13 protein-coding genes are annotated in these 10,747 nt (G+C 59.9%); 9 read left to right on the plus strand and 4 right to left on the minus strand.

Annotated features, from left to right (window positions below):
- Nucleotides 1-155 precede the first annotated feature (155 nt).
- Together QM600_RS27630 and QM600_RS27635 are read left to right on the plus strand one after the other, a co-directional pair.
- Complete coding sequence (locus QM600_RS27630; protein WP_283264954.1) at nucleotides 156-1,001, plus strand: LLM class F420-dependent oxidoreductase; 846 nt, start codon at nucleotides 156-158, stop codon at nucleotides 999-1,001.
- A gap of 152 nt (nucleotides 1,002-1,153) precedes the next feature.
- On the plus strand, nucleotides 1,154-1,480 hold the full coding sequence (locus QM600_RS27635; RefSeq protein ID WP_283264955.1) for a flavin reductase family protein: 327 nt from the start codon (nucleotides 1,154-1,156) through the stop codon (nucleotides 1,478-1,480).
- A 16-nt stretch (nucleotides 1,481-1,496) separates the two neighbouring features.
- On the opposite strand, the gene lexA is transcribed toward QM600_RS27635, so the two are convergent.
- Nucleotides 1,497-2,159 carry a transcriptional repressor LexA gene (gene lexA, locus QM600_RS27640; protein ID WP_502943123.1) on the minus strand — a complete coding sequence of 221 codons (663 nt, stop codon included), beginning with the start codon at nucleotides 2,157-2,159 and terminating at the stop codon, nucleotides 1,497-1,499.
- Between the two features lie 109 nt (nucleotides 2,160-2,268).
- Here lexA and QM600_RS27645 point away from each other — a divergent pair, with 109 nt between their 5' ends.
- Complete coding sequence (locus tag QM600_RS27645; protein ID WP_283264966.1) at nucleotides 2,269-3,351, plus strand: polyhydroxyalkanoate synthase family protein; 1,083 nt, start codon at nucleotides 2,269-2,271, stop codon at nucleotides 3,349-3,351.
- Nucleotides 3,352-3,372: 21 nt separating this feature from the next.
- On the opposite strand, the gene QM600_RS27650 is transcribed toward QM600_RS27645, so the two are convergent.
- Nucleotides 3,373-4,473 (minus strand): Rv3169 family protein, encoded by a 1,101-nt coding sequence (locus tag QM600_RS27650; RefSeq protein WP_283264957.1) that lies wholly within the window; start codon nucleotides 4,471-4,473, stop codon nucleotides 3,373-3,375.
- Nucleotides 4,470-5,594, minus strand: coding sequence for a phosphotransferase family protein (locus QM600_RS27655; protein ID WP_283264958.1), 1,125 nt, complete (start codon nucleotides 5,592-5,594; stop codon nucleotides 4,470-4,472). The genes QM600_RS27650 and QM600_RS27655 overlap by 4 nt, the downstream gene beginning before the upstream one ends.
- 170 nt (nucleotides 5,595-5,764) lie before the next feature.
- Here QM600_RS27655 and QM600_RS27660 point away from each other — a divergent pair, with 170 nt between their 5' ends.
- The gene (locus QM600_RS27660) at nucleotides 5,765-6,391 is read left to right on the plus strand and encodes a TetR/AcrR family transcriptional regulator (RefSeq protein ID WP_283264959.1); all 627 of its coding nucleotides are present in this window, start codon (nucleotides 5,765-5,767) and stop codon (nucleotides 6,389-6,391) included.
- On the opposite strand, the gene QM600_RS27665 is transcribed toward QM600_RS27660, so the two are convergent.
- A complete protein-coding gene (locus tag QM600_RS27665) occupies nucleotides 6,381-7,628 on the minus strand; it encodes a VWA domain-containing protein (RefSeq protein WP_283264960.1) in 1,248 nt (415 codons plus the stop codon). The genes QM600_RS27660 and QM600_RS27665 overlap by 11 nt on opposite strands.
- Nucleotides 7,629-7,771: 143 nt before the next feature.
- On the opposite strand from QM600_RS27665, the gene QM600_RS27670 reads away from it, so the two are divergent.
- From QM600_RS27670 to QM600_RS27690, 5 genes are all read left to right on the plus strand, one after another.
- Nucleotides 7,772-8,275: a MarR family winged helix-turn-helix transcriptional regulator gene (locus QM600_RS27670; RefSeq protein ID WP_283264961.1), complete on the plus strand. Its 504-nt coding sequence runs from the start codon at nucleotides 7,772-7,774 to the stop codon at nucleotides 8,273-8,275.
- 10 nt (nucleotides 8,276-8,285) lie between these two features.
- Nucleotides 8,286-9,344, plus strand: a complete 1,059-nt coding sequence (locus QM600_RS27675; protein ID WP_283264962.1) for an LLM class flavin-dependent oxidoreductase — start codon at nucleotides 8,286-8,288, stop codon at nucleotides 9,342-9,344.
- Nucleotides 9,345-9,354: 10 nt separating this feature from the next.
- On the plus strand, nucleotides 9,355-9,918 hold the full coding sequence (msuE, locus tag QM600_RS27680) for an FMN reductase (RefSeq protein WP_283264963.1): 564 nt from the start codon (nucleotides 9,355-9,357) through the stop codon (nucleotides 9,916-9,918).
- The gene (locus tag QM600_RS27685) at nucleotides 9,915-10,427 is read left to right on the plus strand and encodes a hemerythrin domain-containing protein (RefSeq protein WP_283264964.1); all 513 of its coding nucleotides are present in this window, start codon (nucleotides 9,915-9,917) and stop codon (nucleotides 10,425-10,427) included. The genes msuE and QM600_RS27685 overlap by 4 nt, the downstream gene beginning before the upstream one ends.
- 76 nt (nucleotides 10,428-10,503) lie before the next feature.
- On the plus strand, nucleotides 10,504-10,747 hold a 244-nt coding region (locus QM600_RS27690; RefSeq protein WP_283264965.1), incomplete at its 3' end, for a CD225/dispanin family protein.

The following is a 10,747-nucleotide window of genomic DNA, read 5'->3' on the forward strand; positions in this document are numbered from 1 at the left end:
TTCACATTATCGACGCGGCCACGTAGCGCTTTGCGCGCAGGGTACCTGTGCTGCGGCAGCACCGTTCATCACGTGATCGAATTTCCCGGTATTCGGGCCCGAACAAACTTGCAACAAGTTACAGTTTCGACGACGGACCACCTAAGGAGAACCCTGTGCGTTACGGACTCAGCTTGTTCACCAGCGACCGGGGCATTCGCCCTGCCGATGCCGCTGTCGCGGCCGAAGCCAGCGGGTTCGACGCCTTTTACGTCCCCGAGCACACACACATTCCGGTGTCGCGGGATTCCGATCATCCCGGAACCCAATCCGCGGCACTGCCGGATGACCGGTACATGCGCACGCTCGATCCGTGGGTAGCACTTGGCACTGCTGCATCGGTCACCAGCACCATTCGTTTGGGTACTTCGGTGGCCCTGCCCCTCGAACACGATCCGATCACTCTCGCGAAGACCATTGCGTCACTCGATCATCTGTCCGACGGTCGAGTCGTTTTCGGAGTCGGATTCGGTTGGAATGCCGAGGAACTCGCTGATCACGGCGTTCCTCCGAACAAGCGTCGCACCGCATTGCGTGAATACCTCGAAGCCATGGGCGAACTGTGGTCGAAGGACGAGGCCTCGTACGACGGCCAGTTCGTGAAGTACGGCGCAAGCTGGGCCTGGCCCAAGCCGGTACAGAAGCCCCGCCCGCCCATCCTCCTCGGCGCGGGAGCCAGCGAAAAGACATTCACATGGATCGCCAAATCCGCCGACGGCTGGATCACGACCCCGATTCAGCAGGAAATTGAAGAGAACGTCACGCTACTGCGCAAGATCTGGGCGGACGCCGGTCGCAGCGGTGAACCCGAAATCACTGTTCTTGCCGGAAAGCCCGACCCCGAGAAGCTCGCCCACTGGGAGAGCATCGGAGTTACCGAGGCGATGTTCGGAACTCCCGACAAGGCGCCCGAAGAAGTTGTGGAGTACATCAAGCGATTGGCCGGCAAGCTGGGCGCGTGAGGTCCACCACATCATCTTGACCTCAAGTGTACTCGAGAACTTAACGTCGAAACAGCACACACCAAGTGCATCGACAGCAATAATCGAGTAGCGAAGGGCTGAAACCCGTGACGACGGAACTGGTTGGACCGCAACCCGATTCAATACCAGCGATGCCGATCCGTACCTCATTTCTCGACGCGTTCTGCAACCACCCGGCCGGCGTCGCCGTCATCACCGCCACCGGCAATGACGGCCCGGTCGGGATCACATCGTCGTCGGTGATCTCGATCAGCGCCGATCCAGCAGTACTCGCATTCTCGCTGCAATCCCGACGCGGATCTGCCGCCGCAATCGCCACTGCGACCAGTTTCCTAGTTCACCTTGCCCATTCCGAAAATGCACAGCTGGCTGCAACATTTGCGACGCGCGGCGCCGTCCGGTTCGGCGACGACATGGAGTGGTCGTTCCTCGAGACTGGCGAACCAGGTCGAGGTTGAAGTGGCGGAATCCGGCTCAGATCCGCCGCATCACCGAAACCACCTTGCCGAGAATGGATGCGCCGTCGCCGTCGATGACCGCATAGGCGGCATTGCGGGGCTCGAGGTAGACGTGGCCGTCGCGACGACGGAGCACCTTCACCGTGGCCTCGCCGTCAATCATCGCGGCGACGATCTCTCCGGAATGCGCCTCCTCTTGGCGGCGCACGACAACAACATCACCGTCGCAGATCGCGGCGTCAACCATCGACTCGCCGCGCACCCTCAGCCCGAACACAGTGCCGGAGCCGACAAGTTCTCGAGGGAGCGCCAGCACCTCGTCGGCATGCTCGTCAGCGAGAATCGGCGTGCCGGCTGCAATGTCGCCGACGACCGGAACCCTCACGTTGTTGTCGGACGCATGCCCCGACTTCCCGCCGACGAGAAACGGCCGCACGTCCAACTGCCGTGTCATGGCCGTACCGCGGCGGATGAAGCCCTTCTCCTCGAGCCCCTTCAGATGCTTCGATACCGACGACGTCGAGCGCAGTCCTACCGCGTCCCCGATCTGCCGAGTACTCGGCGCGCATCCATTGGCGTCCACCCAGTCTCGGATGGTTGCCAGAATCCGCTGCTGGCGCGGCGGCAGGGTGGAGGCGTCGAGGCCACCGAACATATCAATGTCGTCGTAATCGGTCACCCACGAATCGTAGTGGGGTAGCGACAACCCTTGAGTGCATGTTATCTCAGGTAACATGCACCCGATGTGGCCGAACCGACGGCTGCGGCTCGAGCCCAAGGGGATAGCAGTGCTGGATATCAGCGGTTTAATCGCAACATGGAGCCCCGCACTGAGTAGCGCAGCACGTAATGCTTGGGGACTGTCATTCGGCGACGGCGTCGAACAACCCCAGCGCACTCCGAGCACGTTGATTACCAGCCGCCCACATCGCGATCTGTACCGCTTCGGCGAAGCCTCGGGCACACCCGTCCTCCTTGTACCGCCGCTGGCCGTCACCGCACACTGCTACGACCTTCGTCCGGGTCAGAGCCTCGCCGCACACCTCAGCAACGGAAGCCACACGCCTTACGTCGTCGATTACGGCACGATGCGATATACCGACCGCGACATGGGATTCGAAGCCTGGGTCGACGACATACTTCCCGAGGCAATTCGTACCGTCTCCGAATTGCATGACGGTGCAGCCGTTTCCGTTATCGGCTGGAGTCTCGGCGGAACGATGACCCTACTGACTGCGTCGGCGCACCCCGAACTGCCGATTGCGTCGATCACCACCATCGGCACGCCCATCGACTACACCAAAATCCCGGCTATCAGCCCACTTCGACTCATCGGCAAGTACACCGGCGATCGCCCACTGACCACGGTCACCGACCTGGTGGGTGGACTTCCCGCTGCCATCGTGCAGGCAAGCTACCGAGTGACCGCGCCACAACGGGAACTACTCAAACCGTGGTTTATCGCCAAAAATCTGCACAACACCGAAACTCTGGCCCGGATGGAATCGATCGACAACTTCATGGCCGAGATGCCCGGATATCCAGGCAAGGCCTTCCAACAGATCTGTGAACAGCTCATCCTGGGCAACGGCCTGCTCAACGACGCAATTGTGCTCGCGGACCGAAACATCAAGCTGACCAACCTCAATGCACCAGTACTGTCGATCTCCGGAACGTCGGATGTCATCGCACCGATTGCATCGACGGTGGCGATCACGTCGGTCCTGACCGGATCGCCGTCCGTCCGATTCGAAACTGCGCCAGGCAGCCACCTCGGTCTCGTGGCCGGCCCGACGGCAAAAAACTCCACTTGGGCGTACATCGACAGTTTCTTGGAAGAAATTGCACTACAACTTGTTTCGACGCCCTAGCATTCAGTCAGCACAGCAACTTCACGGAGCCATGTCGAGCCAGCCCACAAATCCCGACGGGTCGTGACGACCCATCGCTGCATGCTCGAACATGCCCCAACCCTCGGCACCGTTGCACGTTGCGCGCGCGATGTGGTCGATGGTTCCGTAGGGAAGTTTTGCGGTGATCGCAGGATCGGTGAGGTCGTAGACCGACGACGACGTCCAGTTACGTCCACGCCATTCGCCGTGCGTCCAATCCGAGTCACCGCCGTAGCCGGCACCCACGTTGAGTGCGACAAAACCCAAGGTGTCGATGTCGACAACGAGTGCCTCACCCGACGGCGTGGTGAGGTGCAGACGGGCACTCTCCGGATGTCTGGTGCCGGTGCGGTACTTGATTTCCGTACGCGGCCAACCTAATTGTTCGACTCGGCCGTCACGGAAGGTTCGCGTCGCGTGGTTCAGTGTGCGGTAACCGTCCGGGCTTTCCTGCACGATCACCATCAGGGCAAAGTCGTCGAAGCGCAGTGGAACATAGGTCCACCAGTGGCCGTCAGTCGGATTTTCTACCATGCGACCGGCCGGGTCCGGCTCGCCGACGGGTCTGATCCCCCACGAGCGGTCGCGCGTTCCCGTCCACACCGCCGGGTCGACAACTAGATCTTTTCCGCCGACATTCATTGTTCCGGACCAGCTTCCGACCTGCGCGAAGCGAGTGGCGTCGAGGATCGCACGGGGGCCGGCCATAAGTGTGTGATGCTCTTCGAGCACCGAATCGAAGGCGCCGTTCCAGGTCATATCGAAGGCGAGATCATCGTGTTCACAGATGACTCGGATAGTCTGCAGCGGCTTGACTACCTCGATTCGGTACCCACCCACCTCCGCCTTGGTCGACGTTTCCCCATGCGCATCCGAAAAACGAACGGCCACTTGACTGTCTGCGGTGCGGACCGTCGCAAACGCGTCGACAACTCCCAGGTTGGGGTAGACCCCGAGTCCTGTCACCAGAAAAACGTCACCCGTACGATCGTGAGCGTTGAAGTAACAGCGATCGTAGAAGTTTCGGTCGGTCGACGTCATGCGTGCCATCGACAACGGTGCCTGATGCACCGGGTATTCGTCGAGATCGATCGGCTTCATTTCTTCTCCCATTCGTAAGTTCCGTCAATAAGTCCTGCGAGCATCGCGTGGTGCATCACGTACTCGTCGAGATTCTCCGGAGGCTGCTTCTCCCCGAAATGGATTCGGCGTCGTTCGATCTGTGACATGACGATTCCGTGTCGCAATGCGGCGTAGACCAGATAGAAGTCCAAGTCGCGAATGGTAGCGCCCGTGGCATTCTCGTATTCCGCCACTACATCGTTGCGTCGGAACATGTCCGGTAACCCCGGCATGGAGAACTGCTCGGCCAAGTCCTGGAACTGGCGGTGAAAGAAGATGAACCAACCCAGATCCAACTCGCGCGGTGCCAACGTCGCAGATTCCCAGTCGAGCACGGCAACCGGATCTGTTCCCTGGAACATGATGTTGCCGATACGGGCATCACCCCAGCACAGGACGTCTTCGCTGGGCTCGGTCGGCCAGTGCTCTTCGAGCCAGTCGAATGCGCTTTCCAACACCGGAATTCGTAATCCGTCATGACGACGGGTCCATTCGTAGTACGCGCGTTCGCCCTCGAAGTGGCGACGCAGGCCCGAGTCGTCGTTCAAGAATGGCAAGTCTGCATCGGTGCCGTGAATTCGCGCCAGAATGTCGACGCTGTTCGACTGAACGCGCGCTCGGTCTGCGATGCCGGCTTCTTGAAGCCACCCACCGAAGACGTACGGCGGATTGTCGACCGGAACGGCACCGGTGACACGGTCCATCACCAGGAACGGAGTCCCCAGAGCTTCAGCGGACTTCTCGACCCAGCGGACCCGCGGTACCGGCACGTCACTGCGCTGACGAACCGCAGCCAAGACGTCGAACTGAGCTTGGAGGTCGTAACTGGGGAAAACCGGAAACGCCGTAGCTTCGGGCGCCAGACGCGCCACCAACTGCGCTGTCTGCGCGACGCCGCCGTCTGTCCAGTCCAGGTCGAATAATACTGAGACACTGGACATTCCCGAGTGAGTAGGACGACTCAGGTTGTAGACGCGAACATCGGTTGCAGTATCGAGCGTTGCGCTGAGCCAGCGCTGCAACTGAGTGGAGACAACCTCCAGATCGGTTTCCGTCGTAGTGATCGACGCTTCCGCTTCCTGCGGCATGCTCGTTGTCACGATAGTGAACTCTCCCTTCGCGCTACGTAATTCGCTTCCTACTCGAACTCCGCACAGTCACCGGCAGCGGCGGAGCTTTCGACTAGGTCCAAATCCTTGTACTGGAGGCCAAATATAGACTCAAGTTCACCTTTATGGAAGAGTTTGGAGAAATTGGAAGTGGAGACTCGATGCCAACGAATCAACCGATCGCCCTCAGCCGCCGTGAGCGCAACAAATACGAGACACGTCAGCGCCTGTTGAGCGCCGCTCGAACACTCTTCGCCGAGAAGGGCGTGACAGGTACAACAATCGACGACATAGCCGAGATGGCAGATGTCTCGAGGGCAACCTTCTTCAATTACTTCCAGACCAAGGACTCACTGGTCTCCGCGTTGCACGACGGACACATGCAGAAGTTGGCCGTCTTGATCGACGGCCTGCTCGAGCAGGACCTGACAACAGTTGAGCGGGTTCGGCTCGTCTTCGAAGACGTCACCGATGCAACACGCCGATTCCGCATCTATCTACGCGGAGTGACCGGCGAACTCGAACGGGACCTGGCAAGCAACCAGATCAGTCACGAACGAACCGAACAGTTCAACGATCAAATCTTGCGAGTACTCGAACCCGGAATCGGTGCCGGAGAAGTTCGAACGGACTTTCCGGCCGAATTTCTCGCTCAGACTGTTGCAGCCGTGTACATTTCGTCGGTCCGATACTGGCACCAGGACTCTGACTACGACATCACCGAAGGCTTCGACACCACCATGCGATTCATCGCCGAATCGATCGAAGCCCGCGGCGCTAACTCGTAACTCCCGCAGCCACAGCGGCCTTGTACCAATCCGGAAACTCGCTCAACAATCGTGAATAGAGTTCGGCATCGGAAACGGTATCGATGTCGTCGAGCGCAAAGAATCCCGCGTTGTCGACAATCCTGCCGTCCAGGTCGTCGAGTTTCTCGAGTACGCCGTAGTTCGCCTTTCCGATTCCCACGAACTGCCAGAACGCGGGCAGCGCCGATGCCGCGCGCATGAGTTTTGTGATTTCCCGACGCTCGGAGAACCCCCCGTCGGTGAAGAAGAGGACAAGTGTGGGGGTGGCGCCCGGGGTCAGACGCGAAATGATCTCTGTCATGATCGGAATCTCACGATTGACTGCGCCGATCGCGTCGTAGTTGAACCCGCCGTGTTTCCCACGTAGATGCAGATAGGTCTCCGACCAGGATTCTGCCTCGTGCACCGCGATCTCCGGAAGTTTATGGAAGCCAACCGCATACAGGTACGGCTCGAGCTTTCCGTCGTCGTCCACCTGGATCGCGACGGGAATCATGCGCTCGACGACGCGATGCACCACCTTGGTTTTGTACTGCTTATTCATGCTGCCGGTTTTGTCGATCACCAAGATGACGCGGGCCCTGATCCCGTTGCCGCCCTTGGTCAACAGCACCTTCGCGACTTCACGCTTGCGGAGGTCGAGCTTCTCGCGCTTGACCATCGACAGCTTGGCTTCATCGGGAACGGTGCGAATTCCGTCGGCGGCAACCGGCGCTGGTTCTTCGTCCACTGATACACCGAAAGTTGTCACCAGGTCTGCCAGTCCTCCGTCCCAACCGGCCGAGACATTGCGGATCTTCCACGTATCTCCGCGTCGGTAAATTTCGATCAGCACCGCAGCGCGTTCGGTGGTGAGACCCAATGAGGGAGCAGAAATCGGCGTGCCACCAACGGACTGGATGGACGCCCCCAGATTCGCCACAGCAGAGAGTGTCCCGGCCACATTCTCGTCGAGTGCCACCGCGATGCTGAGCATCGCAATGTCGGCCGGCACTCTCGCGACATCGATGTCGACGACCCCGTCGTTGTCGATGCGCACCGCCCCTTCCACGGAGATCGGCTGATTGAAGAAGATGAAGTCGGCGTCGCTGCGGACCTTGTCGCCTGCTCCGAGCTGAAAAATCATCAGGTCGACGGTGCCGGGAGCGGCGCCCGTCACCGCCACTCGTAGCGAGTTTCCTTCGACAACCGTGTTCGCCCCACGCAGCAATTTCATGCTCGACCCCTTCGAGTGCCCATGCGCAAACCCTATCGAGAGCCGGCCACGCCATTCGGTCCGGGAATAGATGCCTCCCGCCGCGTGTAATATTTGTGTAAGCAATACTTGCGAGCGCAAATAAATGAGGAGAGTGACCGAGGATGGACACCGACGAACCGGTACGCAGCCGCACCTGGCGCAACCTGGTGGTCGCGCACAGCACCATCCTCGGCAAGATGGAGACTGATCTTCGCTCCGCTACCGGACTCACGCTCGGCCAATACGACGTACTCCTGCGCTTGCACGAGGCCCCGGGCAACTCCCTAAGGATGGGTGACCTCGCCGAGCAAGTACTGGTCACCACCAGCGGAGTCACCCGAGTCGCGGATCGCCTGGCAGAAGCCGGTCTGGTCGAACGGATCCGCCCGGACAACGACCGACGCGTCGTCACCATCTCACTCACCCCGGCCGGCAAGAAAACCTTGCGCGCCGCCTCTGACATCCATCGGCGAGGGATAGCGGAATACTTCGCCGATCTCATCGAACCGGAAGAACTCCCGGTCCTCGACAAGTTCTTCAGTCGCCTCGCGGCGCACCACACCAACACGGAAGATGCCTGCGACTTAGGTGTCCGGCAACTCCCCATCACCCCCACGAATCGATAGAGAGAAAAACATGGCATTCGAACTCGGCATCTACCACTTCGGAGAACTCACCCCTGATCCCGCAACCGGCCGGACGATGAATCCCGGTGTCCACCTTCGCCATCTGGTGGAGCAGGCAACAGTCGCCGATCAAGTCGGACTCGACGTCTTCGGCGTCGGCGAGCATCACCGGACAGACTTCGCAATCTCGTCGCCCGCGGTAGTGCTGGCCGCGATGGCTCAGGCCACCAACTCCATCAAGCTTTCCAGCGCCGTCACAGTCCTCAGTTCCGACGATCCGGTCCGTGTGTTCCAGCAGTTCTCCACCGTCGATCTCCTGTCGGAAGGTCGCGCCGAGATCATCGCCGGCCGAGGCTCGTACACCGAATCATTCCCGCTGTTCGGTTACGACCTGTCCCAGTACAACGAACTGTTTGCCGAGAAGCTCGATCTGCTTCTCAAGCTGCGTGACGAGAATCCGATCAACTGGGACGGGCACCTCCGCCCCAGCCTGGTCGACGGCGATGTGACGCCACGCCCGGATCGCCAGATCCCCGTGTGGATCGCTGTCGGCGGCACTCCCGCTTCGGTGGTTCGCGCCGCAAAGCTCGGACTTCCGTTGTCGCTGGCCATCATCGGCGGTAGCTACCAACAGTTCGAACCCTTTGTGGACCTATACCGCCGGGCGGCAGCCGATTTCGGCCATGACCCGAAGAACCTGAAGGTCTCGATCGCGTCGCCAGGCTTTGTCGACACCTCGAAGCAATCTGCACTCGATACGTCCTACCCGTACTTCCAGGCCGGCTGGATGCAGAACCACCACCAGCGCGGAAACGGAGTTCCCATGCCGCGCCGAGCTTACGAAGCTCAGGCCACCACCGCCGGCGCATTCTTCCTGGGCGGTCCGCAGGAGATCATCGACAAGACGATGGCGCAGTACGAACTGTTCCACCATGACCGCATCATGATCCAGATGGGATTCGGCAACGTCCCCCAGAAGGACATGCTGCGAGCCATCGAAATCCTGGGCACCGAGGTCGCTCCCGTCGTCCGCCAGGAAATCGAATCCCTGAAAGCATCCGAGAAGTAGGACTCCACTCATGACCACTCCACTCAAAGTTGTTGCTGTCGTGGGAAACCTGCAGAAACCGTCGAAAACTCGTGCACTGGCCGATCTCATCGTCGACACACTCGGCGATTCCGAGCAGATCGACGCCACCTTCATCGAAATCGTCGATCTGTTGCCTGGTTTGACGGGCACACTCGATCGCGATCAGATAGATCCGGCCACCGCCGACGCACTCGCTGCGGTCGAGAATGCAGACATCGTCATTGCGGCGTCACCGGTTTTCCGGGGGTCGTATCCGGGATTGTTCAAGCATTTCTTCGATCTGGTGGATCAGTACGCCTTGGCAAACACTCCGGTGATTCTTGCTGCGACCGGCGGCAGTGATCGACACGCACTTGTTCTCGATCACGCATTGCGCCCACTCTTCGCGTTCTTCCAAGCCTGGACAGCTCCGGTCGGAATCTATCTCAGCGCAGGCGATTTCGATGGCACCACCATCCTCAACCCCGAGGTGTTCGAGCGTATCGAGATGGCTGCCCGGGACGTCCTGCCTGTTGCCCGAATGCTGGCGGACCGCGCATCGGTACCGGCATGACAACTGAATCGACGCCCGCCGGACGACGCATGGTCGAGCAATTGAGGCAGGTCCACGAACCGCTGCGTGCCGATGTCGAGGTACTCGAACAGGCGCTGGTACTGCTGGCCGACGAAACAGCCGACCGCCGGGCGATTCCGGACATGATTGCCGGTCTGACCATCGCGGATTTTGTGTGGCAATTGCGCGTCAACTGCGATTTCTACTGCAATACTTTGACGCTGCATCACACGATCGAAGATCAACGGATGTTCCCCGTCATGACGAGGAATTTTCCCGAACTCGCACCGGCAGTCGAGCGGTTGCAGTCCGAACACAAGGCTGTCGGTGAAATCGTCTCGGAGGCAAAGAGTGCGTCACTGCAGTTGAGCACCGATCCGGCCGCTGTGGAGCGTGCGCGTGCTGCCTTCAGCGAACTGGCCGATCACATGCAGTCCCATCTCGATTTCGAGGAGGCCACGCTGTTTCCGTACTTCCGGAAGATGGATCACGATTGGCACTACGGCTGACCTCGCCGAATGCTCAGTGAATCTTCAGGACAATCGCAGTAGCGTCGAGTAGGAACCCTCTTGTCAGGAGATCCTCATGACCAGCTCGGAACAACCGACCCAGACTGCCATTCCCCAGAACCCCGAACGCCCACCCGTTAATGCCGGGTGGGCCGTGGCGTCTCTGCTCTTCTTCTGGCCCCTGGCATTCGCGACATTTACTCATGCATTCAACGTGTACCCGTTGTGGGCCGACGGCGATGTGGCGGGCTCGCGCTACGCCTCGGATCGAGTGAAACGACTGGGGCAGATATCGCTGATCATCGCCGGTGTACTTCTTC

Origin of the sequence: Rhodococcus sp. IEGM 1379 (assembly GCF_030056815.1) — a bacterium.
Lineage (GTDB): Bacteria > Actinomycetota > Actinomycetes > Mycobacteriales > Mycobacteriaceae > Rhodococcus_F.

Bases quoted from the DNA above. Each gene is read 5' to 3' on its own strand.
- QM600_RS27675 (WP_283264962.1), top strand. From the start codon at position 8,286: ATGGCATTCGAACTCGGCATCTACCACTTCGGAGAACTCACCCCTGAT.
- QM600_RS27635 (WP_283264955.1), top strand. From the start codon at position 1,154: ATGCCGATCCGTACCTCATTTCTCGACGCGTTCTGCAACCACCCGGCC.
- QM600_RS27670 (WP_283264961.1), top strand. From the start codon at position 7,772: ATGGACACCGACGAACCGGTACGCAGCCGCACCTGGCGCAACCTGGTG.
- QM600_RS27685 (WP_283264964.1), top strand. From the start codon at position 9,915: ATGACAACTGAATCGACGCCCGCCGGACGACGCATGGTCGAGCAATTG.
- QM600_RS27665 (WP_283264960.1), bottom strand. From the start codon at position 7,628: ATGAAATTGCTGCGTGGGGCGAACACGGTTGTCGAAGGAAACTCGCTA.
- QM600_RS27650 (WP_283264957.1), bottom strand. From the start codon at position 4,473: ATGAAGCCGATCGATCTCGACGAATACCCGGTGCATCAGGCACCGTTG.
- QM600_RS27660 (WP_283264959.1), top strand. From the start codon at position 5,765: ATGCCAACGAATCAACCGATCGCCCTCAGCCGCCGTGAGCGCAACAAA.
- msuE (WP_283264963.1), top strand. From the start codon at position 9,355: ATGACCACTCCACTCAAAGTTGTTGCTGTCGTGGGAAACCTGCAGAAA.